A 24,363-nucleotide genomic window follows, 5' to 3' on the forward strand; every position below is an offset into this window, starting at 1 on the left:
TGGCGGAGATTTCCTTGGTGGTGCTGAGGATCTCGACGCTGGTCTGCGCCTGCTCGATGCCGGTCGCTTCCTGCTGCTTGGCGGAGGCGGCGATTTCGGTGGCCGAGGTGGTGACCTGGATGCCGGCCTTCTGCACGTTGTTGAGCAGCGCGCGCAGGTTCTCGAACATGCGGTCCAGGCCATGCGCCAGCTGGCCGATGGCGTCGCTGCCGGCCACCTCGATCTTGCCGGTCAAATCGCCGGCGGCGGCCTTGGAGACCACGCCGAGCAGCGAGTCGACCTTGGACTTGAGCAGGTTGGTGGCGGCTTGCTCGTTGGCCTGGCTATCCTGGATCGATTGGGCCATGCGATTGAACTCCGTCGTCACCCGGCCCAGTTCATCGGCCGACAACACCGCCGCCCGTGCCGACTGTTCGCCGGCGGCGATACGGCCCACCGCGTGCGTCAGGTTGTTCAAGGGCGTCAGCAGCGTCCTGGCCAGCAGCAGGCCGATCACGACGGACAGCACCACGCACAAGCTGCCGCCCAGGATCAGCACCAGGGTCATGAGCTGCTGCAAATCGGCCGAGGTGCGCGTGCGGCTGTCGAGCAGCCGGGCTTCCTCCGCGGTGGCTTCGTCGATCAGGGCGCGGATGGCGCCGATGCTGCGGGCGCCGTTGCGCAGCTCCACGCCATGCCCCAGCTGGTCGGCCGCATCGGCGCTCAGTCCCAACGCGCGGCGCTTGTCGAGCAGCGGATGGTAGACCTGCGCCAGCCAGTCCTTGACCAGCGTTTGCAGCCGGCGCAGGCGTTCCTGCTGCGCGGGGTTGTCCGAGGTGAGCGTCAGCAGTTTCTGAAGCCGGTGCTCCAGACTGGTCTCGGCATCGGCGCTGACGGAGAGCAGCTTGTCGTCGCCGCTGAGCACATAGCCGCGTTCCGCCGACTGCAGTTCCAGCACCGCGATCGAGGTGCGGTCGGCTTCGCGCAGCACTTCCAGCGTGTGCTTGTCCCACTGGCTGGCGTCGGACAGTTTGTTGAAATTGGTGTAGGCCATGGCCAGCAAGGCCAGGATGATGAGGACGACGGCGCCGAAGCCGGCGGCGAGTTTCGTCTTGATACCCAGATTTTTGAACATATGCGCTCCACGATGGGCTAGCTGTGGGAGCAATGTATCATTTTGTCGCCCGTCGTGGAGGACAAAAAAAAGGACCGCCAGCTAAGTTGGCGATCCCTTGGTTCCTACCTGTCGTGTTTACTGGCCGCGCTTCAGGCGCGCGTTGGCGGCGATGCGCATGCGCAGCGCGTTCAGCTTGATGAAGCCACCGGCGTCGGCCTGGTTGTAGGCGCCGCCGTCTTCGTCGAAGGTGGCGATGGTCATGTCAAACAGCGAGTCGGTCTTGGAGTCGCGCGAGACGACGATCACATTGCCCTTGTACAGTTTGACGCGCACCCAGCCGTTGACGGTCGCTTGCGTATGGTCGATCAGCGTCTGGATGGCGACGCGCTCCGGCGCCCACCAGTAGCCGTTGTAGATCATCGATGCGTAGCGCGGCATCAGGTCGTCCTTCAGGTGGGCCACTTCGCGGTCCAGCGTGATCGACTCGATGGCGCGGTGCGCCTTGAGCATGATGGTGCCGCCGGGGGTTTCGTAGCAGCCGCGCGACTTCATGCCGACGTAGCGGTTTTCCACCAGGTCCAGGCGGCCGATGCCATGCTTGCCGCCCAGGCGATTGAGTTCGGTCAGCACGGTGGCCGGCGACATGCGCACGCCGTTCAGGGCGACGATGTCGCCTTTTTCGTATTCGATGTCCAGGTATTCCGCCTGGTCCGGCGCCGCCTCAGGGCTGACGCTCCAGCGCCACATGGTTTCCTCGGCTTCGGCGCTCGGGTTTTCCAGGTGGCGGCCTTCGAAGGAGATGTGCAGCAGGTTGGCGTCCATCGAGTAGGGCGCGCCGCCGTTCTTGTGCTTCATATCGATGTCGATGCCGGCGTCTTCCGCGTACTTCAGCAGTTTTTCGCGCGACAGCAGGTCCCATTCGCGCCATGGCGCGATGATCTTCACGCCTGGCTTCAGCGCGTAGGCGCCCAGTTCGAAGCGCACCTGGTCGTTGCCCTTGCCGGTGGCGCCGTGCGAGATGGCGTCGGCGCCGGTCTCGTTGGCGATCTCGATCAGGCGCTTGGCGATCAGCGGACGGGCGATCGAAGTGCCCAGCAGGTATTCGCCTTCGTACACGGTGTTGGCGCGGAACATGGGGAACACGAAATCGCGCACGAATTCCTCGCGCACGTCGTCGATGTAGATGTTCTCAGGCTTGATGCCGAACTTGATCGCCTTGGCGCGCGCCGGCTCCAGTTCTTCGCCCTGGCCCAGATCGGCCGTGAAGGTGACGATCTCGCACTGGTAGTTATCCTGCAGCCATTTGAGGATGACGGAGGTATCGAGGCCGCCCGAGTAGGCGAGGACTACTTTTTTAATATCGCTCATGCTAGTTCCAATTGGTGGGTAGTGTTAGGTGTTGGTGGCGACGCGGCCGATCAGCAGGTACTCGATCAGCGCCTTCTGGATGTGCAGGCGGTTCTCCGCCTCGTCCCAGACCACCGACTGCGGGCCGTCGATGACGTCGGCCGAGACTTCCTCGCCGCGGTGGGCCGGCAGGCAGTGCATGAACAGCGCATCCGGCGCGGCGCGCGACATCTTGGCGCTGTCGACGATCCAGCCGTCGAAGGCTTTCAGGCGGGCGGCGTTTTCTTCCTCATAGCCCATGCTGGTCCAGACGTCGGTGTTGACCAGATGCGCGCCCTGGCAGGCGTCGGACGGGTTCTCGAAGAAGGTGTAGCGGTCGGTCGAGACCAGCGACATGTCCATGTCGTAGCCCTTGGGCGTGGACACGTTGACGTGGAAGCCGAACACCTCGGCCGCCTGCAGCCAGGAGTACAGCATGTTGTTGGCGTCGCCCACCCAGGCCACGGTCTTGCCGGTGATCGGCCCGCGGTGCTCGTAGTAGGTGAAGATGTCGGCGAACACCTGGCATGGATGGTGTTCGTTGGTCAGGCCATTAATCACCGGCACGCGCGAATTGGCGGCGAAACGTTCGATGATGTCCTGGCCGAAGGTACGCACCATGATGATGTCGCACATGCGGCTCATGACCTGGCCGGCGTCTTCCACCGGTTCGCCGCGGCCCAGTTGCGAGTCGCGCGTGTTCAGGTAGATCGCGGCGCCGCCCAGCTGGTGCATGCCGGCCTCGAAGGAGAGGCGGGTGCGGGTCGAGTTCTTCTCGAACACCATGACCAGGGTGCGGTCGATCAGCGGGTGATAGATCTCGTAGTTTTTGAACTTCCGTTTGATCAGGTGCGCGCGTTCGATGACGTATTCGTACTCGTCCAAGGTGAAGTCGGAAAACTGCAGGTAATGCTTGATCGGTTTTTGGATAGACATATTAACAACTGACAGGAGAGCAGGGCGTGGGGCGAGGTGCCTGGCCGGCTTAGCCGAACAATTATAAAGGCAATTCGGAAGATAGGGCGGATCGCCGCAGAATCTCCTGTCTATACAGGTATTGCGGCCCCGCCGTTGCTAAGTGTAGATCTGGCTGGCCGCCGCCGTCTGGTGTTCGGGCGCCGTCACAGGCAGGTCGAGCGCAAAGACGGTGCCGTCGCGCGAACTCTGGACGCTGATATGGCCGCCCAGTAGCGAAGTGATAATGTTGTAGCTGATCGACAGTCCCAGCCCGCTGCCGCCCTGTCCCAGCTTGGTGGTGAAGAAGGGATCGAAGATGCGCGACATGTGTTCCGGCGCGATGCCGCCGCCGTTGTCGCGGAAGGTGATCAGCACCCGGCCCTCGGTCGGCGTGGCCGCGTGCAGCCACATGCCGCCGCTGCGCTCGCGCGCGAAGGCGTGCAGCAGCGCGTTGTTGATGAAGTTGGCGATGACCTGGCCGAACGGCCCCGGATAGCTGTCCATCGCGATCAGTTCCGGCACCTCGATCTCGATGCGGTGGTTGGCGGCGCGGATGCGGTTCATCATCGTCGCGATCACCTCGTGCGACACCTGCTGCAGGTTGAACTCGCGGCGCTGCTCGGTGGTGCGGTCGACCGCCACCTGCTTGAAGCTGTTGACCAGGTCGGCCGCGCTGGTCAGGCCGCGCATCACCAGCTCGTGCGCCTTGCGGGCGTCGGCCAGGTAGGCGGCCAGCTCGGAGCGGCGCAGGCCGGCGCCGTTGACCTGCGTTTCCAGCTCCTCGGTTTTTTGGATCAACGTGCTGGCGATCAGCAGGCTGTTGCCGATCGGCGTATTCAGTTCGTGCGCCACGCCGGCCATCAGGGAGCCCAGCGCCGCCAGCTTCTCCTGCGACACCAGCTGGGTTTGCGCGTCCTTCAGCTGGCGGTAGGCTTCGGCGTTGTCGAGCGCGATGGCGCCGTAGGCGCACAGCGTGCGGAAGATCAGCCGTTCCCGTTCGCCGTAGGCGCGCGCGTGCATGGCCTGCACCGTCATCACGCCCAGCGCGCGTTCGCCCACCAGCAGCGGCGCGTACAGCGCGCTGACCATCAGCTGGGTGCCGGGCGCCAGGAAGATGTCGTCCGGTCCCGCCTCCTCGACATAGATCTCGCGCCGCTCGCGCACGCAGCGCGCCGAGTTGGCGCGCGGGTTGTCGATGGCGATGGTGTTGGTCGGCAGCGCGTGGCCGTTCTCGATGCCGAAGGCGCGGCTGACGGTTTCGCCGCCGGCGTCGCACAGGTAGATGGCGAAGCTGTTGGCCGGCAGCAGGCCCTGGACGTGACGGGTCAGCGCCTGGAACACGGCGGCGGCGTCGAGGTGGGTGGTGACCTCCTGGCCGATGGCCGACAGGCGCTCCAGCGTGGCGCTGGTCTGCTGCAGCACTTCGGCGCGGCGTGCTTCGGAGGCCGCCAGTTCGCGATGGTGGTAGCCTTCGGCGCGCGCGTGTTCGGTCTGGTGGTGCACCTGCATGGCGATGGCGCGGTTGGTGGCTTCCTGGCTGTGGGTCTTCTGGCGCGCGGCGGCCGCCGCCTGCGCCGAGGCGTAGGCCTTGGCGTAGTCGCCGACCCGCGCGTATTCGCGTCCCAGCGCGTCGTGCAGGTCGCCGGGCAGGGTGTAGCCGTCGATGGCGGACGCCACGTCGAGCGCCAGGTGCAGATAGTGCAGCGTGGCGTTTTGCTCGGTCATGCCGGCCGGCGGCGGCAGCGCATGGCGTTCGTGGATCACCGACAGCACGCGCAGCGCGGCGACGTGGTTGTCGCGGTTGGCCTGCTCGGCCGCCAGTTCCACCGCGCGTTCGGCCATCTGCAGCGCTTCCTGCGGACGGTCGAGGAAGCACAGCGCGTGCGCCTGGCCGCGCCGCGCGATCGATTGGAAGTCGGCCTGGCCCAGCGCGTCGGCGCGGCCCGCCATGCGGTGGAAGGCGTTCAGCGCGCCCGGGTAGTCGGCCTTGTCCAGCGCCAGGTCGCCCAGGTAGGACAGCGCATGCGCGTAGCTGCGCGCGCCCGGCAGCGGCGTCATGATCTGCAGGGCTTCGTGCAGCAGTTCCTCGGTGGCGTCGAGGCGGCCCAGGCGGCGCATGGTTTCGGCGGTGTGCATCAGGCAGGCGCCGATGCTGCGCGGCCAGCCGGTGGGACGCGCCAGATCGAGCGCGCTTTGCATCCATTCCAGCGCCGAGTGGTGGTCGTTGAGGATGGTGAAATTGAGGCCGATGTTGATCGCGGCGGTGACGGCCACGCGCACCTGGCCCGTCTCGAGCGCCGTTTCGTAGCAGTGGATGTAGTGGCGCGCGGCGGCGCCGTGGTCGCTGTGCTGGCTGGCCGACAGGCCGAAGAAATCGTACACCCAGGCCGCCACGCCAGGATGTTGCGGCGCCTGGTCGGCGGCGAAGCGCTGGCCCCAGCGGTGCTCGGCCGAGCGCTGGTCTTGCAGCACCGCCCAGCGGGCGATGGCCGCTTCGGCGATATCGGCGCGTTGTTCGTCGCCGGCCTGGCGGGCGGCGGCGGCCATCAGTTCCAGTTCGCTCTCGCCGGCGCGGTGGTCGCCGCGGTCGATGGCGATCCAGGCGCGCAGCCAGTGGGCGTCGGCGCAGCCCTGGTGGTCGCCCAGTTGGCACAGTTGTTCGTAGGCTTGTTCGGCCAGCACGGCGGCGTCATCGAGTTCGCCGGCCAGCCAGATGGCTTCGGCCTGCACCAGCAGCAGGCGGGCCGACACCAGGTGCATGTCGTCCTGCGACAGCGAGGTGGCGGGCAGCAGTTGGCGGCCCTCGGTGGCCAGGGCGACGGCGCGCACGGTGTCGCGCTGGCGCAGGTGCCAGGCCAGCGGCACCAGCACCGGCAAACGCGCAGGACCGCGCAGTGGCAGCAGGGCCGCTTCCCAGTGCGCTACGTCGTCGTCGACCGCAAACATGTCCATCGCTATCCTCGGGCCGGATTAATTGCCTTGGGGAATTATAGTCCTCAAATGCACGTTGTGCGTGAGCTACTACAATTGTTTTTTTTAGTAGAGGGTTTGCGACGATTCATGCAACAGCTGGCCGTACAAGGTGTGGCGCATTTTGGCAATCTTGCCTTCGGCCACGGCGGTCAGGATCGCGCATTGCGGCTCGATCAGGTGGCGGCAGTTGTAGAACTTGCACTGGCCCAGGTAGGGTTCGAAGTCGACGAAGGCGCGCTCCAGCATGCCTTCGCTCAGGTGGTACAGGCCGAACTCCTGGAAGCCGGGCGAGTCGATGATGGAAGAATCCGGTCCGAGTTCCGGCAGCTGGTACAGGCGGGTGAAGGTGGTGGTGTGCTTGCCGGTGTCGAGCGCGGCCGAGATTTCGCGCACGGCGATGTCGGCGTCCGGCACCAGCAGGTTGATCAGCGAGGACTTGCCCATGCCGGACTGGCCGATCAGGATCGACGACTGGCCGGCCAGCAGCGGCTTGAGCACGGCCAGCGCTTCGTCGGGCTTGGCCTTGGCCGACACCTCGTGCACCGGGTAGCCCAGCGAGGCGTACGGTTGCAGGCGCTCGCGGGTGCGCGCCAGCGATTCGGTGACGTCGGTCTTGTTGAGGATCAGGCGGGCGGTGATGCCGGCCGCCTCGGCCGCCACTAGCGAACGCGACACCAGGTCGTCGGCGAAGCCGGGCTCGGTGGCGACGACGATGAACAGCTGCGTCAGGTTGGCCGCCAGCAGCTTGGACTTGTACTGGTCCGAGCGGTAGAGCAGGGTCTTGCGTTCCTCGATCTGGTCGATCACGCCCTGGTCGGGCGAGGTCAGCGTGATGCGCACCTGGTCGCCGACGGCGACGTTGGTCTTCTTGCCGCGCGTGACGCATTGCAGCTTGACGCCGTCCGCCTCGGCCAGATAGTGGCGGCCGTGGGCGGCGATGATGATGGCGCTCAGTTGCGTATGGGTTTGGTTGCTCATTGCTTGACCGCCGTCGAGTGGAACAGCACGCCGGCCTTGGCCGCGCAGATGAAGTCGTTGTTCGACAGGCCGCCCTGGCCGTTGTTGACCGAGTGGGTGTCGTAGCGGACGATGCAGTTTTTATAAGTCACGGTCATTTCCGGGTGATGGTCTTCCGCGTGGCTCAGGTAGGCCAGCGCGTTGACGAAGGCCATGGTGCGATAGTAATTGGTGAAGCCGAAGGTGCGGACCAGCTTGCCGTTTTCCAGCGACCAGCCCGGCAGCAGCGCGACCAGGCGCGCGGCCTCGTCGGCGCTGAGCGCGTCCTTGGCCGGATGGCAGTTGCGGTTCAGCAGGTCGGCGTGGGTGGCGATCATGCGGCCGCCGCGTGCAGGTGACGGATGCGCACGCTGGCCGGCGGGTGCGAGTCGTAGAAGGCCGAGTGCAGCGGATCCGGCGTCAGGGTCGAGGCGTTGTCCTCGTACATCTTGACCAGCGCCGAGACCAGGTCGCGGGCGTCGGTGTGCCGGGCGGCGAAGGCGTCGGCTTCGAACTCGTGCTTGCGCGAGCTGATCGAGGTCAGCGGTCCGAACAGGAAGGTGAACACCGGCAGCACCAGCATGAACAGCAGCAGCACCATGGCGTCGTTGCCCTGGCCCGGCAGCAGCAGCGGATCGACGCCCAGGCCGGTGTAGAACCACAGCTGGTTCTTCAGGTAGCCCAGCAGCGCCAGGAAGGCCAGCGACAGCGCGAACATCATGCCGATGCGCTTGATGATGTGCTTGAGCTTGAAGTGGCCCAGCTCGTGCGCCAGCACCGCCTCGATCTCCTGCGGTTGCAGGCGCGACAGCAGGGTGTCGAAGAACACGATGCGCTTGTTGGCGCCGAAGCCGGAGAAGTAGGCGTTGCCGTGGGCGCTGCGCTTGGAGCCGTCCATCACGAACAGGCCCTTGGAGGCGAAGCCGACGCGGCTCATCAGGCCTTCGATGCGGGCTTTCAGCGACTGGTCTTCCAGCGGCGTGAACTTGTTGAACAGCGGCGCGATCACGGTCGGGAACAGCACCATCATCAACAGCTGGAAGCCGCTCCACACCAGCCAGGCGTACAGCCACCACAGGTTGCCGGATTTTTCCATCAGGGTCAGCATGACCCACACCAGCGGCAGGCCGATGGCCGCGCCCAGCAGCAGGCCCTTGACCATGTCGGCGAAGAACAGGCCGGGTGTCATCTTGTTGAAGCCGAAGCGCTGCTCCAGGCCGAACTGCTTGTAGTAGTCGAACGGCAGGTCGATGATGCCGGACACGGCGGCGAAGGCCGCCAGCAGCGCCAGCTGGTAGAGCATGCCGGGGCCGGTCAGCCTGAAGATCTCGACCGACAGCCATTGCAGGCCGCCCAGCAAGGTGAAGCCGACCAGCACCACGGTGTTGACCAGCAAGGTGAACAGGCCGAACTTGGTGCGGGCGACGGTGTAGTCGGCCGCCTTCTGGTGGGCGGCAAGGGGGATTTTCTCGGCGAATTCGGCCGGCACGGCGCTGCGGTGGGCCAGCACATGGCGGATATGGCGCGAGGCGAGCCAGAAGCGCACGATCAGCGTCAAAATGATGAAAGATACAAACAAAATCGAAAACGCGAGTGAATACATTCTATGCCTGTGAGAAAATGGCGGATTCGGATTAATGAAGCCAAGAGAGAATTATGTCACAAGCTAACGAATTGCCAGAAGGTTCCGCACCCGAGGCCATCACCCCGCGCCAGAATGAATTCAACCTGGTCTGGGTCGATATGGAAATGACCGGTCTGGAGCCGGACACCGACCGTATCATCGAAGTCGCCGTGGTGATCACCGACATGCACCTGAATGTGCTGGCCGAAGGCCCGGTGTTCGCGATCCACCAGAGCGACGAGACGCTGGACAAGATGGACGCCTGGAACAAGGGCACGCACGGCCGTTCGGGCCTGATCGAGCGCGTCAAGGCGTCGACCGTGACCGATGCGCAGGCGGAAGAGGAACTGATCAAGTTCATGAAGCAGTGGGTGCCGAAGGGCAAAGCGCCGATGTGCGGCAACACCATCGGCCAGGACCGCCGCTTCATGGTGCGCTACATGCCGAAGCTGGAAGCCTACTTCCACTACCGGAATATCGACGTGTCCACGCTCAAGGAGCTGTGCAAGCGCTGGAAACCGGAAATCGTCGGCGGCTTCAAGAAGCATCAGAAGCACACGGCGATGGCCGACATCATCGAGTCGATCGACGAGCTGAAATACTACCGCGAGCATTTCATCAAGCTGTAAGCTGCGCGCATCACCGAAACAGGTTCCGTCGAACCTGTTTTTTTTCGCCTGCGGGAAAAATCATGAGTAAATTGAAACTTGTTTTGATAACGGCGGCGTTGGCCGCCTCGGCTTCGGCCGGCGCGGTGAATTTCGGCGTCAAGGATTGGGAAATCGGCTGCGACAACACGCGCCGCTGCGAGGCGGCCGGTTTCCAGACCGACGAGTCGGAAAGCGCGCCGGTGGCCTTGTGGCTGGGGCGCGATGCCGGCGCCGCCGCCGCGCTGGAGGCCAAGCTGATCGTGGTCACCCCCGACGACAAGGACGCCGGCCCGCTGACCATCACCGTCGGCAAGCTGGCGCTGGGCGGCTTGAAGTCGGAAGCCGTGCTGACGGCGGAGCAGCTCGCGCGCCTGATGCCGCAGTTGCAGAACGCCGAGACGGCCAAGGTGTCGGACGGCAAGCATCAGTGGCTGCTGTCGCTGGCCGGCCTGAGGGCGGTCTTGCTGAAGATGGACGACCTGCAGGGGCGGGTGGGCACCGTCACCGCGCTGGTCAGGCCCGGCACGCGGCCGGCCAGCGCGGTGTTGCCGCCGCTGGCGCCGCCGACCGTGCGGGCGCTGGCGTTGCCGCCCGCGCAAAAGGGCGACGACCAGCTGCTGGCCGCCATCGTCAAGGTCATCGGCCTCGACGCTTGCGGCGCGGACCTCAAGGACTCGAACGCCGACCAGAGCATCTACCGCCTGCCTGGCGGGAAGATGTTGCTGGTGCTCGAGTGCGACCGCGCCGCCTATCAATCCTCCTACGGGCTGTGGATCGCGCGCGACAAGCCGCCTTACGACCCCAAGCCCGTGGATCCGGCGGGCATGGAGGGCGGCGGCGTGATGAACGCCTCGTTTGAAGATGGCAAGTTGAACAGCTATGCCAAGGGCCGGGGCATCTTCGACTGCGGCGGCTTCTGGAACTGGGTGTGGACGGCGCAGGGCTTCCAGCTGGTGGACATGGCCCAGTCCAATCTGTGCCGTGGCGTGCCTGGCGGCGTCCCGCTGCGCGAATGGGTGGCCACGGTGGTCAAGTGATGCCGCACGCCTATCGCGCGCGCGGTTTTTCTTTTTGGCATTACAATTCTGCAAATGTTAAAATAGCAACCTCCTTGCAGGAATTCCCATGTCTGATCTGATCGAACCCGGCGTCACCGAACCAACTCCCGTGCTCACCCCGCCGCCGCCCAAGCGTCGCAAGTGGAGCCGCTACGTGCTTTACACGCTGGCGGTGCTGGGCGTGCTGATGATCGCGCTGCTGGTGGCGGCGGTCATCAAGGCCAACTCGGAGCCGCAGCTGATCAAGATCGACGAGGCGGCCTCCATCGACGAGGCGATGACGCGCACCTACGGCAAATATTCGGCGGAGAAAAAGGGCTGGGTGTATGTGGACGAGTCCAACGAGCCCTTCCTGGTGCGGGTGATCCAGCAGGCGCGCATCGAGGCGGTGGGGGCGAGCGACGAGCTGTTCTTCGCCGCCAGCGGTGTGTCGCTGAAAGGCAATGGCCGGAATTTCTACGGCGTGTTCCAGATCCGTCCCGACACCAAACCCGGCGGCGGACTGGTCGAGATCAGCTCGGCGTTCCGTTACGAGAGTGATGTGCCGGTAACGCCGGAGAAGGTGCGCTTTGAAGCCTTGTCCGAGCGCACCTGGGGCTGGGTGTTGAAGGTGCAGACGGGCACCCGGCCGGTTTCCGAGCAGGTCATGGTCAGCAACGTGATGCTGGCGCCGCACGGCGAGGAGATCGCCTTGCTGGCCCGCTTCAAGGCGTCGGTGGACGCCGAGCCGGGCGATTGCGCCCAGGCCAATGCCGACCACGAGACCTGGCGCAAGGCGGTGGAAGCGATGGGCAGCCAGGAGCAGACCACCACCGAGCCGGCAGCGCAAGAAGCCGAGACGATGGACGATACCGAACCGATGCGCTGCGAGCACAGCCGCTGGACCTACCGCACCGCCGACGTCATCGGCCCGCAACCGGGGCCGTTGACGGTCAGCGTCAAGGGCACGCAATACGGCGCGCCGTTGGAGGCGAAGACCTGGAAGCTGATGTTCGACAGCAAAGCCTTCGTCTACAACATCCCCGAAGAACTGACGGTCGAGTAAGGAAATGTATCCTGAGACGATAAAAGCTAGCCCTGACGTCAGGTCATTCCCACGCCGGCGCCGTTGATCTGGCGCATCTATCCGGCAGTTTATTTTACCTACATCCTGCTCCGGTGTGAGCTTGTGAGCTGCTCGGCAGCTACCCTATCATTTTATCGATGTTGGCAGTATTTACTATGCCAATGTTCTGCAACGTGCCAGTAGTGGTTCAGTTTGAAACGACGAATGTTGCAAATAGAAAAACACTATTGAGCGATGTCCTCTACAAGAAAAGTTTGTGTTGCGCCGGCCAGCAATATATGCAATTGTTGATTCAGCGCAACCAACCTTTGGAGCGGCAGTGCCATCCGGAATATTGACAGGACACTCTATCAAGATGGCGGTGCTTCCTGCCGATCATACTTATGTCACTAGCAGTGCCGGCCATGTCTGGTCGTGTTTTGGCCGTAGTGCTGGCGGTGTGCTGATTTGTAGCGGAGTAGGAAATGTTGATAGAGCTGATTGTTTATCAAATCCTCAATCCCAAGCTGGAATAGTCTATGGGGTTACAGGGGTTTGCCATCAGACAGCCAACAGAATTCTTTACCCTGCAGGGCAGACTGTTTCCGCAGCGCGTGGATATCGATGATCAGTGTTTACATATGGAATTTACGGGAAGGACTCTGCAACACGCAGCAACTACTCTCCGCTCCACAATCCTTGGCCAGAGCTTGCCGCTTGTAATGGACACGTCCATCCTTAAAGATGGAGTATATTGAAATGAGAGCCCTTGAGATTTTTGATCTACGAATTGCTGCAATACATGGACTAGGCGGTGCTGGAGGTGATGTCATGGACGTGCGACACGAAGAATTCATGGCGATGGCGGATGCTTTTCTTGGCCACCGTTTTGACCGCGCGAAGTTGGCTAAGGTCGAGTTATTGCAGCTTGCTTTGCATGAGGCTCAGGCCGACTTACACAAGGCGTTGGAAGCTCATAGAATCGATCGCACTCGCTATGTGGACGAAGTGAACAAGATTCACAGCTTCATCGCGCGGCAATGCGAGGTAATCCTTGGTGCATCGGATTTCGTCAAGCTATTTGGCGCAACGCCTGCGGAAATTGGCGGTCATATCGACAAGGAAGTATTCTTGGCGCAAGCCTAGAAATTCGTCTCTACCATCTGCAAGATTTCCTTCAATTTCCAGGCATAATCTGCAATGCTGGCTTCCATAGTCGGCGTTATCCGCTGCGCGTTGTGGATGTTACAGAAGTTGTAGAGCATAAAGTGCTTGCTGACGGCGTACATGTGGTTTTCCAGCTACTTGCCGAATGCATTTGTCAGGCGCGTGAAGCGAGACATGTTTGTGCACATAGTCTCAGGCGTCATGCTTCCACGGCGGCAGGCAGTTCGTCATGGCGCGGGGCGACTAGCGGCAGGTGCAGCGCGAAGGTGGTGCCGCCGCCGACCTGGCTGGTGGCGCGGATTTTCCCGCCCAGCAGGCCGGTCACGATGTTGTGGCTGATGTTGAGCCCCAGCCCCGAACAGCCCGCGCCCAGCTTGGTGGTGAAGAAGGGATCGTAGATGCGGCCGAGGTGCTCCGGCGCGATGCCCACGCCGTCATCGCTGACGCGCAGCTCAAGCCAGCCATCCTCGGCCGCGCTGGCGGCGATCGTGATGGTGCCGTTGCTGCGTCCTGCAAAGCCATGCACGATGGCGTTGTTGATCAGGTTGATTAGCACCTGGCCGATCGGCCCGGGATAGCTATCCATCGCCAGTGCTTCCGGCACGGCCTGCTCGATGACGTAGGCGGTCTTGTTAATCGTCGGTAGCAGCGCCTTGATGTTTTCCGCGACCACCTCCGCCAGATGGAAGTGGCGCCGCTGCGAGCTGGTCTGGTCGACCGCCACCTGCTTGAAGCTGGTCACCAGGTCCGCCGAGCGGGCGATGTTGCGCACCACCAGCTCGGTGATCTGGGTCATGTCGCTGATGTAGGCTTCGGTGGTGCTGCGCGTCAGGCCGGTGCGGTAGTCGCTGGCGAACTGGCGCGTTTTGTCGGTCAGCACCGTGGCTGCCAGCAGGCCATTGCCGATCGGCGTATTCAACTCATGCGCGACGCCCGCCACCAGCGAGCCCAGCGCCGCCAGTTTCTCGCTGTTGACCAATTCCTCCTGCGCGATCCGCAAGGTGTCGATGGCCCTCGCCAAATCCTTGTTGGACGTGACCAGGTCGGCCGTGCGTTCGGCCACGCGGCGTTCCAGCGATTCGTTCAGTTGTCGGGTGGCGGTCTGCTCCACTTGCAGCTGGCGATACAGCTGCTCATTCTCCGCCACCGAAGCCTTGATGTTGGCGATCATTTCATTGAGCTTGTTGGTCAGCAGGTGCAGCTCGTGGTGGCCGCGGTCGTTCAGCACGAACACGCGGTCGCCCAGGTTGTCAATGTTCAGCTGGCCGACGAACTCGCTCAACTGGCGCAGCGGCTGGCCCAGGTAGCGCCGCACCACGAACAGGAAGATGAACCACAAGGCGCAGGTCTTGATGACCGAGTTGACCAGGATGAGGAAGAAGCCGTACTCGACCTGCTTGATGATGATGCGCTGGTTCGAATACACGGTCCAGGTGCCGATCACGCGCGCCTGGCCGTTCTCGTCGTTGTAGATGATGGGGAAGTCCTGGCTGAAGATTTCCGCGAACAAGCCGACACTGGCCGGCTCCGGTTTCAGATGGCCATCGGCTTCTGCGTGCACTTTGACGCCGCCGTCGAGCACGGTGCCGACGGCGCGCACCAGCTTGCCGTGATCGTCGGCCACTTTGATGCCGGCCACCACCGGCAGCTCGTTCATGCCGGTCAGGATGCCGCGCAGGATGTCGTCGTTGAAGCGCCACATGGCGTCGGCGATGCCGGGGCCGAAGGTTTGCTGCATCGCGCGGATCTCAAGCACCAGGCGTTCCTTGGTGTGCTTGTATTCGGCCGCCAGCTGCACCAGCGTGACCACCACGGTCACGATGAAGTAGCAGCAGAAAATAATCCGCAACAGGCGCGCGGCGATGGAGTCGCCGGACAACAGCGGTGCGGCGGGCGGACCGCCGCCTTTACCCGAAGGCGATTGTAGACCGAGCTTGGCTGGTACCGCTTGCACATGGCCTCCGTTGGCGACTTAAAACCAGATGGCCTCAATCGCCTTGTAGCGGCCATTGTCCCGAATGATCGTGTAACCGCGGTTGAATTGAGCGAGATATTTGGCGCCGTCCGCCCCCGTTTTGCTGAAGGCGATGAACAGGCCGGGCGTGGCGACCGTGCCCACCAGCTTGAACTTGCCGCCGAATTCCGCCGCCTCCTTGAGGAACAGGGCTTTCGCGATGCGTTCTTCCGCGGCCATGTATTGGATGCGCCTGGCCAGCAGCATCCTGAATCCCTGCACGTTCTTGTCGACGATGCGGCGCACGATTTTGTTGTTCAGGTCGAACTCGTCGCCGTATTCATAGCCGCGCTCGACGCCCACGGTCTTGCCTTCCAGTTGACGGGCGGTCAAGCCGCTTTCCGGCGAGTCGCTCAGCGCGTAGACGTTCATGTGGGTGGTGAACAGCGGATGTGTGTGCCACAGGAAGCTGCCGCCTATCATGGCGTTGGGGACGGCGTCGAAGCAGCCGACCAGGCGGCCGCGCTTGGTGTCGTCCAGGCAGCGGGCGTAGGGCAGCACTTCGAAGTTGACCGTGACGCCGACGGCGGCAAAGGCCTCGCGGATCACGTCGACCGCGAAGCCGCGCGCGCTGCGCTCCACCGCCGACGAATACGGCGCCCAGTCGTCTTCCGCGCCCAGCGTGATGGTTTCGGCCGAGGCCGAGGCCAGACCGCAGGCCAGGACGAGGCAGCAAAGCAGGTATTTCATACATCCCTCCGGCCGGCGCGCGTCGACGACATGCAACTCCCTAATTGATAGCACCAATTCACTATAGCAGGGTTGTTTTGCTGACGGGAACGAAGTTTTTGCGCCGGACAGGAATGTTAAAAATACGCCACAGATTGTGGCGTCAGCTCAGCATAAATCCCAGGTCGGCCTGCGGGAAACTCGCCAATTCATTCTTGAAGACCTGGTTCTGCAGCATGTCCGCATCGGCGCCGAACCAGCGGCCCAGCGTGGCGCCGTATTGCTGGTTGGAGAACTGCGGTATCCACGCGCCGCGTCCGGTGGCGTCGTCCTTGCCGCCCAGCGTGAAGTCGGGGAACTGGCCGTACAGCCCGCCCTTGACCGCCGCGCCGACCACCAGGTGGTGATTGCCCCAGGCGTGATCGGTGCCGCCGCTGTTGGGCTGCAAGGTGCGGCCGAATTCGGACATCGTGAAGCTGGTCACCTGCTGGGCGGCGTGGATCTCCGCCAGCGCCAGCTGGAACGCGGCCAGCGCCTGCGATACCTGGCGCAGCATGTCGAACTGCTGGTAGGCCTGGCCGCCGTGGGTGTCGAAGCCGCCCTGCGAGACGAAGTACACCTGCCGTCCCGGCCCTTGCTGCGAGCGGATGCGGATCAGCTGCGCGACCGTCTTCAGTTGCTGGCCCAGCGAGGTGCCGGGGAACACGGTGGACAGCGGTGCGCCGGCATTGGCGTTCTTCAGATCGGCCACCAGGTCCATGCCGTTCAGCAGCGCCTTGTTGGCGGCGCCGGCGATCAGGTTGGGATGTTGCGCCGAGAGGATTTGCACCAGCGCCGCGCGCCGCGCGTCGGCTTCCTTCTGCGGCCAGAAATTCATGCCGGCGAGATCGAGCTGGCCGTTGCCCGGCAGCAGATTGCCGTGGGTGCTGGCGCCCTCGACAAATAGGCCGCCGGCGCCGACCGCGATCGCGTCCAGGTGGCCGCCGGTGCCGAGCACATCGAGCAGACGTCCGCCCCAGCCGGTGGCGGCGGAGGAGGGCGTGCCGGCCTGGTTCTGGATGGTCTGGTCCGGATGCGAGAACAGCTGCGACGGCACACCGGCGCCGGCCAGGTATTGCGCCTTGCTCAGCGGCTGGCGCAGATTGCCGACGTTGAGGATGGCGGCCACCTGGCCTTGTCCATACAGCGCGTCCAGCTCCGGCATGCCGTAGTGGAAGCCGAACGCTTGCGTCACCGGATTCGCGGTCGCCTGCACGGTGGCGCTGCGCGCGGCCAGCAGCGTCTTGGCCGCGCTCGACAAGGCCAGGCCGTGGCTGGCGCGGATGGCGTTGTATTGCGCGTAGCGGGTGCTGTCGAGCGGCACGATCATATTGTTGCCGTCATTGCCGCCGAACATGTAGAGGCAGACCAGCGCCTTGTAGTCGGTGACGGCGGCGCTGGCCGGCGTGGCCACGCCGGCCAGGCCCAGTGCGGAGAGCGCGCCCATCAAGCCGGTCTGCGCGCTGGCGCCGAGGAAGCGGCGGCGGGAGTGTGAATGCTGGTTCATGGTCGTGTCCTTATTGTGCGACGGCGAATTCGGCGCTGATGGCGGCCAGGTAGAGCGCGGTGATGGCGCGCTGGCGCGGGTCGGCGGAGGCATTGACGGCCGTGGCTATCGCCTGCCGCGCGGTGGCCGACATGCGGCCCGCCAGCAAGGTGGCGTCGACCAGGTTGATCAAGGTGGTGGCGTTGCCGGCCGCGCTGACAAACGGCGTGATGTCGACGGTGACCATGCCCTTGTATTCGCCGGAGATGAACTTGTACAGGAAGTTGGCGCGCGCCACGGCCAGGCTGGGCGCGTACAGCTGGAACTCGGGGCCGTAGTATTGCGGCGAGCCGGGCAGGCGCGTCATCGGCGAGTAGAAGTTGAACACGCTGGGCGCGGCGGTGATCTTCTGGCCCAGCAGGAAGTAGTCCCAGAACAGGTTGGTCGGATCGGTGACGCTGGCGCCCAGCGTGCGGAACAGGCCGATCGATTGCAGCATCGGGTCCTTCAGGTGGCCTTGCGCGGCGCCAGGGTGGTCCTGGCGCGCTTCGGGATCGGTCAGCACGGCGGTCAGCGTGGCTTGCAGGTCGCCGCGTCCGGCCGCGCCGTAGGCGAACACGTCGGCCACGCGGGTGATGTAGGCGGGGCTGGGGTTGCTGGTGACGAAGGCGCGTATCAGCCGCGTGGCGATGAAGGGCGGCAGGTTGGGATGCTGGAACAGGTTCTGCATCACGCCGTCCATGTCCTGCGTGGCGGTCTGGCCGGCCGGCAGCACGGCGCCCAGCAGCAGCGTCTTGCCGCCTTTGTCGTGGAACTTGTCGCGCGCTTGCAGCGGGCCGGTGAAGCTTTCCCAGTTGATGCCGGTGGCGCTGCTGCCCGCATAGGTCCAGCCGCTCAGGGCGCGCGCGAAATCGCTGATGCGGGCCTGGTCGTAGGTGGGGATGGGATCGCCGTTGCGGTCGGTCTGCACGCTGCCGTCCTGGTTCAGCAGGACCGGGCCCAGCGTGAACAACTGCATCACTTCGCGCGCGTAGTTTTCGTTTGGCGACGGCGTGATGCTGTTGCCGAGGTCGAGGTATTTGCCCATCGACGGATTGAGCGTCATCTCGCGCAGCAGCGTGTTGAAGTTGCCGAAGGCGTTGTTGGAGATGGTGGTCAGCCAAGGCTGGATTTCATTGGCGTAGGGGTTCTTGTCGGCGGAGACGACGAACAGTTGCGACAGCGCGAAGATCATGCGCTGGCGCAGCTGGTCCGGGCCGGAGGCCATGTTTTTGTACCAGGTGTTTTGCAGCAGCTTCATGTCGGTGGTGACGGGGACGGCGCTGGCCGGCATCGCGAATTGCTGCTTGAGCCAGGCGGCCTGGCCGTTGGCCTTGATCGCGGCCACGTCGGCAGGCGTGGCGCCGAAGGTGGCTTGCTCCAACAGGCGCACGGCGCTGATCTTGGCGGCGTCCGGTGCGGGTTGCTGGCCGATCGGCGGCGGGACTGGCGCCGGTGCCGGTGTTGGCGTTGGCGTTGGCGTTGGCGTTGGCGCAGGCGTGGGCGTTGGGCTCGGCGTCGGTTCAGGTGTGGGCTTTGGGCTCGGTGTCGGCGTGGCCGCCTTCTTCAAGGTCAGCGTGGTGCTGGCCGACAGGTTCGCGCCCAGCTTGGCATCCTTGGTGGTGGTGCCGGTGATCGTGATGGTGACATTGGCCGGCAGCACAGACGGCGCGATGTACTCGCCGTTCTGCGAATTGAGCTTGCCGTAGGTGGCATTGCCGCCGGGGACGCCATTGACGGCGAAATTCATGTAGACGCCCTGGCCATCGACCCTGCCGAGGAACCAGACCTTGCTGCCCAGCGCGACAGGACCCTTGGCGGTGCTCTCCACTGTGGCGGTGGCGGCCCACACCGAGCCGCTCAGGCTCAGCAGGCAGGCCACCGGCCAGATACGTGTTGGTAAAAATGACATCGACTTCTCCCATTGTTATTTTCAGGCGACGGATGTCATCTGGCAACATCTGTGCCAGCCGCTAAGTGCTTGATTTGGAGAGGGAGTCGACAAAATTTGCCAATGGCGGACAAAAAATGTCAGGCGGATGCTGACAATTTGCGTCAGCCGGGCAACTTAAGGTTTTGCTTTCCGGAAGTTTTCTTGTAACTTTTTATAATTACCAATGTTATAATTAAAATGCTTTTATGAAAATATATTTTAACAAGTAATTATTTGATAAAAGGAATACACCATGATGAAAATACTTGTCAAAGTCGCCGTCGTCACCGGACTGTTGGCGGCAGGTGGCGCCCACGCGGCCGCCGATTTGATCGTCAACGGCAGCTTTGAGAATTTGGGCTTCGGTCAATCTGTGGCCGACCATCAAGCGGAGAACTTCAGCAAAATCGAGGGCTGGTTCAGTCAGACCCACGGCATCGAAGTGCAAAATAACGTCTACGGAATGGGCGCCGACGGTCATAACGTCGTCGAACTTGATACCAACCAGAACAGCTCGATGTCACAGCTGGTCACCGGCACCCAGGAAAACCAGAGCTACAACCTGAGCTTTGTCCTGCAAGACCGCCCCGGCGTCGATGCCGCGTCGCAAGGCATGCAGGTGCTGTGGGATGGCGAGGTTGTCGGCACCTACGGCGCCGGCTACAGCACGTGGACCAAGCAGACGCTGACCGTCAACGGCAGCATGTTCGGCGCAGACTTGCTGACCTTCAAGGCCGTCGGCAGATCCGATTCGCTGGGTACCTTTTTGGACAATGTCTCGCTGACCTCGGCTGTGCCGGAACCAGAAACCTATGGCATGCTGCTGGCCGGCTTGGGCATGATAGCTTTCATCGCTCGTCGCCGCAAAGCCTCAAACTAATCGCGTCACGCGCCCATGTAACAATGCCCGGTTGACCCGGGCATTGTTTATGGTTCATGCAGGGGAGGGGCTTACTCCGCCGAATCCGCGCCGTGGCACTTCTTGTACTTCTTGCCGCTGCCGCAAGGGCAGTCGTCGTTGCGGCCGACTTTAGGTTCTTCGCGCACCAGGGTGGTCACGGCCGGCTTGCGGCGCGGTACCCAGAACTTGTAGATGGCCGGCAGGTTCGCTTCCAGTTCCTGGCCCAGCTTGTGCGCCTTGACCGGATCTTCCACCAGCGGCAGTTCCTCTTCCTCGATCTCGTCGGCGCCCAGCAGGTAGATCGGCTTCATCAGTTCCTGGATGTCCGATTCCCAGATCTCGTCCCACGAACCCGGACGCAGCTCCATGCCTTCCCAGAAGCCCCAGCACCAGGCTTCGGCGTCGATCAGGGTCTGGCCTTCGTGCTCGTGCTCGACGAACAGCGGTTCGAATTCCTTCGGCGCCACTTCGAACGTCACCAGCACTTCGTTCATGAAGCGCATGATCAGGTTGAGGATGCGTTCCTCTTCCTTGTCGTTCTTGAATTTCGGGACGTCGGTGTCTTCCTGGCCCCACACGCGTTTCAGCCACTCCACCGGCATGATGGGTTCCGGGCCGATGGCGATGGCGGTCAGATAGCCGTGCAGCATATCCATCGTCATGGCATCTTCAGGGCTGCGGTCGGACAACAGGAAGTTGTCTAATTCGTCGAATTCTTTTTCGCTCAGTGGCTGGTCGAGTTGCATGGCTTGCTCTTTTTATTGGATTGAAGCCGACAGTATACACGCCGCGCCCCGTACAATGCGGGGATGAACCAAGATCATTTCGACGACGAAGAAGAAGACGCCCGCGCCGCGGCCCTGGCCGCCAGCATGGCCGACCCGCTCACCGGGGCGGCCGACAGCCAGCAGGAACAGGCGCCGCATCCTTATTCGGCGCTCAATCCCGAGTGCGTGCTCGATGCGCTCGACAGCATCGGCCTGCGCGGCGACGGCCGCCTGCTGGGACTGAACAGTTATGAAAACCGGGTCTACCAGGTCGGCATCGAGGACGACAAGCCGCTGGTGGTGAAGTTTTACCGTCCCGGCCGCTGGAGCGACGCGGCCATCCTGGAAGAACACGCTTTCACCGATGAACTGGCCGCGCGCGAGATCCCGGTGGTGCCGGCGCTGGCGCTGGGACCGGACCGGGCCACGCTGCATCATTTCAACGGCTTCCGCTTTGCCGTGTTCACCCGCCACGGCGGCCGCGCGCCCGAGCTGAGCGATCCGTCGGTGCTGGAGTGGACCGGGCGTTTCATCGCCCGCATTCACGCCGTCGGCGCGATCAAGCCGTATCGGGAGCGGCCGGCGATCGATATCGCCACCTTCGGCGTCGAGCCTTGCGAGTTCTTGCAGGGCAGCCAGTTCATTCCGGCCGATTTGCGTGAGGCTTACGCCAGCGTCGCGGCGCAGGCGCTGGACGGCGTGCGCCGCAGCTACGAGCGCGCCGGCGAGCTGCCGCAGCTGCGCCTGCACGGCGATTGCCACGGCGGCAATGTTCTGTGGACCGACGCCGGCCCGCACTTCGTCGACTTCGACGACAGCCGCATGGGCCCGGCGATCCAGGATCTGTGGATGATGCTGTCCGGCGAACGCGCCGACCAGGTGCGCCAGATGTGCGACATCCTGGCCGGCTACGAGGACTTCTGTGAGTTCGATCCGCGCCAGCTGCATCTGGTCGAGGCGCTGCGCACCTTGCGGCTGATCCATTACTCGGCCTGGCTGGCGCGGCGCTGGGACGATCCGGCCTTCCCGGTGGCTTTCCCGTGGTTTAACACCCAGCGCTACTGGCAGGACCGCATCCTGGAGCTGAAGGAGCAGATCTCGCTGATGGACGAGCCGCCGCTGCCGATCTAGCGAATTGACGGGTTTTTCCCGCTCTCCTTGCGGTTCGGTTCGCCAGCTCCTTGCATGATAATGAGACCTTAGAAGTCCCGGTTGGTGCCGGGACATATCGTCTAGCGAGAACCCTCATGCAAGCACAACTGGCCAAACAAGACAGCGCACAAGACAGCGTCACACGGCTCCCCATGATGTCGCTGCTTGAATCGGACGAACCGACCCACACTCCGCGCGCCGCGATGGAAATGAAGGCGATCCAGGAAGCGATCGCCCGCGTCGAAGCCGACGCCAAGGCCGCCTGCGCCGCCGAGAACCGCGCCCACGCCGAAGCCCGCGCCCGCTCGTTGGCCGAGGACCGCGCCGCGATGGACGCCGCCGCCGCCGCCGTCGCACTGCAAAATGCGCAAGCGTCGGAAGAGGCGATCGCCGCCAACCGCGAGCGCCTCGAATCGCTGCGCGCCGCCGCCCAGGCCAGCGTGGCCCGCCTGGACGCCGTCAAGCAAGAGACCGCCGAACTGCGCGCCCGGGTCGAAGCCGACACCCAGATCCGCGTGGCCGCCGAACAGCGCGCCAAGGCCGAGAGCGAAAGCCGCAAGCGCGCGCACGAACAGATCGCCGCCGAATCCGAACTGGCCGAGCAAGCCTCGCGCGCCGCCGAGGAACTGGCGACCCAGACCGAACAAGCCCGCCTGCAAGCGGTGGAGCGCGTGGCCGCCGTGCAGGCCGCCAAGGAAGAAGTGGTCGGCATCGCCTCCGCCGATGCGCGTGTGGCGACCATGGCGCGCGAACGCGAACGCCACGCCTACGCCGCCCGCCAGACCGCACAGATGCTGGTGCAGGCCGAAGCCGAAGCGCTGGACCTGACCGTGCAGCGCGAACGCGCCGACCAGATCGCGTTGGAATCGGCCTTCAACCGCGCCGCCGCCGAAGTGCGCGCGCTGGAAGAAGCCCGCGCGCTGGCGCACCTGGAGCAGGAGCGCGAGCAGATCGCGCTGGCCAAGGCCGAGTCCGAGCGCAGCGCCGCGCAGTCGCTGCATCTGCGCCTGCAAACCGAAAAAGAAATCCGCGACGCCGCGATCCAGCGCGAACGCCTTGAGATGGTGGCCGCCGCCAGCGCCCAGGCGCGCCGCGACGCCGACGCCAGCATCCTGGCCGCGACCGAAGCGCGTATCGAAGTGGACAGCCAGCTGCGCGCCGTGGCGCTGGCCCGTGTGCAGGCCGAGCAGGAAGCCGAACTGAAGACCCACACCAAGGTCGAAGCCGAGGCGCTGGCGCTGGAGCAAGCCAAGCTGCGCCAGGCCGCCGATGAAGCCGCCGCCGAAGCCGCCCACGCCGACAGCCTGGAACAACAGCGCGCCGCCGAGCTGGCCGAACAACGCGCCGCCTTGTCGCGCGCCGCCGCCGAGCTGGGCGCCAGCCAGAACGCCGCCGAACAGCAGGAAGTCGCCATGCTGGCGCTGCACGTCGAAGCGCAGAACCACGCCAACGCCGTCGCCACGCAAAAGGCAGAGCAGGCGCAGGCATTGCTGCAAGCCGAACAGGCCCGCGCCGCCGCCGAGCAGCAAGCCATCGCCGCGCTGAAGGAAAAGCTCGATGCCGAGCAGGACGCCAGCGACGCCGCGCAACACCGCATCGCCGCCGAGCGCGCGCAGACCGAGGCCTATCGCCAGCAGCAGGAAGCCGAGCAGCGCCTGGCCGCCGCCGCCGAAAAAGAAGCCGAAGCCGCGCGCCTGATGGCCGCGCAGGTGTCGCTGGAAGCCGAACAGAAAGCCATCGCCGGACAGGCCTTGGCGGCGCAGGCGCGCCTGGCGGTCGAGCTGGGCGTGGTGCATGCCGAGCGCGCCCGCGTCGAGCAGGAGAAGGCCGCCACCGCCGAAGCGCTGTTGCTGGCCGAACGTGAATTCATCGAAACCGAACGTCAATCGCTGGCGCTGATCGACCAGAAGCTGACCCAGCAACGCCTGACCACCGCCTCGGAAATCCGCGCATCGAAAGCGATCGCCGGCCGCCTGGAAGCGGAACGCAATGTGGCCACCTGCGCACGCCAGCGCGCCGACGCCGAGCAGGCCGAAGCCGATGCCATGCAGCAGCGCGAGCTGGCCGAACAAGCCACCGTGCAAGCCGTGGCCGACAAGGCTGCAGCACAACGGGCCTTGCTGGAAACCGCCCAGGCGCACGCCGCGATGCAGCGCAAGGTGGCCGACACCACCGCCGCGATGACCGCCGCCAAACAGAAATTGCTGGAACTGGAAACCCGCCGTCACGCCGCCGCGCAAAAAGCGCTGGCGGCGGTGCAGGCCAAGGTGGCCGTGGCCGCCGGCGAGTGCAAGCAAGCGGAAGAGGGCGCAGTCGTCGCCACGCTGGACGCCGCCCGCGCCCGCAAGGAAGCAGCCCGCCTGGCCCCGCCAGCCGAAGCCGGCCAAGCCGTCTGGCGCGCCCGCTAAAAT

At 64.2% G+C, this 24,363-nt stretch carries 20 protein-coding genes; 7 read left to right on the forward strand and 13 right to left on the reverse strand.

Annotation, left to right across the window (positions count from 1 at the left end):
• The 7 genes from AC07OK_RS11170 to AC07OK_RS11200 all read right to left on the reverse strand — a co-directional run.
• Positions 1-1,114 (reverse strand): CHASE3 domain-containing protein (locus AC07OK_RS11170; protein WP_494690374.1); only part of this gene is annotated, 1,114 nt, incomplete at its 3' end.
• Positions 1,115-1,231: 117 nt separating this feature from the next.
• A complete protein-coding gene (locus AC07OK_RS11175; RefSeq protein ID WP_020705696.1) occupies positions 1,232-2,464 on the reverse strand; it encodes an argininosuccinate synthase in 1,233 nt (410 codons plus the stop codon).
• A 24-nt stretch (positions 2,465-2,488) separates the two neighbouring features.
• Positions 2,489-3,418 carry an ornithine carbamoyltransferase gene (gene argF / locus AC07OK_RS11180; RefSeq protein WP_217946198.1) on the reverse strand — a complete coding sequence of 310 codons (930 nt, stop codon included), beginning with the start codon at positions 3,416-3,418 and terminating at the stop codon, positions 2,489-2,491.
• 138 nt (positions 3,419-3,556) lie between these two features.
• Positions 3,557-6,391: a sensor histidine kinase gene (locus tag AC07OK_RS11185; protein WP_494690375.1), complete on the reverse strand. Its 2,835-nt coding sequence runs from the start codon at positions 6,389-6,391 to the stop codon at positions 3,557-3,559.
• An 84-nt stretch (positions 6,392-6,475) separates the two neighbouring features.
• The gene (rsgA, locus tag AC07OK_RS11190) at positions 6,476-7,390 is read right to left on the reverse strand and encodes a ribosome small subunit-dependent GTPase A (protein ID WP_494690376.1); all 915 of its coding nucleotides are present in this window, start codon (positions 7,388-7,390) and stop codon (positions 6,476-6,478) included.
• On the reverse strand, positions 7,387-7,746 hold the full coding sequence (locus AC07OK_RS11195) for a 4a-hydroxytetrahydrobiopterin dehydratase (protein WP_494690377.1): 360 nt from the start codon (positions 7,744-7,746) through the stop codon (positions 7,387-7,389). The genes rsgA and AC07OK_RS11195 overlap by 4 nt, the downstream gene beginning before the upstream one ends.
• Positions 7,743-9,011, reverse strand: coding sequence for a M48 family metallopeptidase (locus AC07OK_RS11200; RefSeq protein WP_494690378.1), 1,269 nt, complete (start codon positions 9,009-9,011; stop codon positions 7,743-7,745). Before AC07OK_RS11200 ends, AC07OK_RS11195 begins: the two co-directional genes overlap by 4 nt.
• 53 nt (positions 9,012-9,064) lie before the next feature.
• On the opposite strand from AC07OK_RS11200, the gene orn reads away from it, so the two are divergent.
• From orn to AC07OK_RS11220, 4 genes are all read left to right on the forward strand, one after another.
• On the forward strand, positions 9,065-9,661 hold the full coding sequence (gene orn / locus AC07OK_RS11205) for an oligoribonuclease (RefSeq protein WP_217946193.1): 597 nt from the start codon (positions 9,065-9,067) through the stop codon (positions 9,659-9,661).
• Between the two features lie 62 nt (positions 9,662-9,723).
• Entirely contained in the window at positions 9,724-10,719 is a 996-nt protein-coding gene (locus AC07OK_RS11210) for a DUF1176 domain-containing protein (RefSeq protein WP_494690379.1), read from the forward strand.
• An 88-nt stretch (positions 10,720-10,807) separates the two neighbouring features.
• Positions 10,808-11,785, forward strand: a complete 978-nt coding sequence (locus tag AC07OK_RS11215; RefSeq protein WP_494690380.1) for a hypothetical protein — start codon at positions 10,808-10,810, stop codon at positions 11,783-11,785.
• Positions 11,786-12,616: 831 nt separating this feature from the next.
• A complete protein-coding gene (locus AC07OK_RS11220) occupies positions 12,617-12,931 on the forward strand; it encodes a hypothetical protein (RefSeq protein ID WP_494690381.1) in 315 nt (104 codons plus the stop codon).
• Here AC07OK_RS11220 and AC07OK_RS11225 read toward each other — a convergent pair.
• The 5 genes from AC07OK_RS11225 to AC07OK_RS11245 form a co-directional block, all read right to left on the reverse strand.
• Entirely contained in the window at positions 12,928-13,074 is a 147-nt protein-coding gene (locus tag AC07OK_RS11225) for a hypothetical protein (protein ID WP_494690382.1), read from the reverse strand. The two genes, AC07OK_RS11220 and AC07OK_RS11225, sit on opposite strands and share 4 nt — an antisense overlap.
• Before the next feature lie 77 nt (positions 13,075-13,151).
• Entirely contained in the window at positions 13,152-14,906 is a 1,755-nt protein-coding gene (locus tag AC07OK_RS11230) for a sensor histidine kinase (RefSeq protein WP_494690383.1), read from the reverse strand.
• A gap of 18 nt (positions 14,907-14,924) precedes the next feature.
• Positions 14,925-15,656: a substrate-binding periplasmic protein gene (locus AC07OK_RS11235; protein WP_494690384.1), complete on the reverse strand. Its 732-nt coding sequence runs from the start codon at positions 15,654-15,656 to the stop codon at positions 14,925-14,927.
• A 142-nt stretch (positions 15,657-15,798) separates the two neighbouring features.
• A complete protein-coding gene (locus AC07OK_RS11240; protein WP_494690385.1) occupies positions 15,799-17,181 on the reverse strand; it encodes a DUF1501 domain-containing protein in 1,383 nt (460 codons plus the stop codon).
• A 10-nt stretch (positions 17,182-17,191) separates the two neighbouring features.
• Positions 17,192-19,111, reverse strand: a complete 1,920-nt coding sequence (locus AC07OK_RS11245; RefSeq protein WP_494690386.1) for a DUF1800 domain-containing protein — start codon at positions 19,109-19,111, stop codon at positions 17,192-17,194.
• A 274-nt stretch (positions 19,112-19,385) separates the two neighbouring features.
• On the opposite strand from AC07OK_RS11245, the gene AC07OK_RS11250 reads away from it, so the two are divergent.
• Positions 19,386-20,012, forward strand: a complete 627-nt coding sequence (locus AC07OK_RS11250) for an FxDxF family PEP-CTERM protein (protein ID WP_494690387.1) — start codon at positions 19,386-19,388, stop codon at positions 20,010-20,012.
• A gap of 71 nt (positions 20,013-20,083) precedes the next feature.
• Here AC07OK_RS11250 and AC07OK_RS11255 read toward each other — a convergent pair whose 3' ends face one another.
• Complete coding sequence (locus AC07OK_RS11255; RefSeq protein ID WP_494690388.1) at positions 20,084-20,779, reverse strand: UPF0149 family protein; 696 nt, start codon at positions 20,777-20,779, stop codon at positions 20,084-20,086.
• 63 nt (positions 20,780-20,842) lie between these two features.
• Here AC07OK_RS11255 and AC07OK_RS11260 point away from each other — a divergent pair, with 63 nt between their 5' ends.
• Entirely contained in the window at positions 20,843-21,931 is a 1,089-nt protein-coding gene (locus tag AC07OK_RS11260; RefSeq protein ID WP_494690389.1) for a serine/threonine protein kinase, read from the forward strand.
• A 116-nt stretch (positions 21,932-22,047) separates the two neighbouring features.
• A complete protein-coding gene (locus AC07OK_RS11265; RefSeq protein WP_494690390.1) occupies positions 22,048-24,360 on the forward strand; it encodes a coiled-coil domain-containing protein in 2,313 nt (770 codons plus the stop codon).
• The last annotated feature ends 3 nt before the right edge of the window (positions 24,361-24,363 follow it).

The organism is Duganella sp. GW821-FHT07G03 (genome assembly GCF_059418605.1).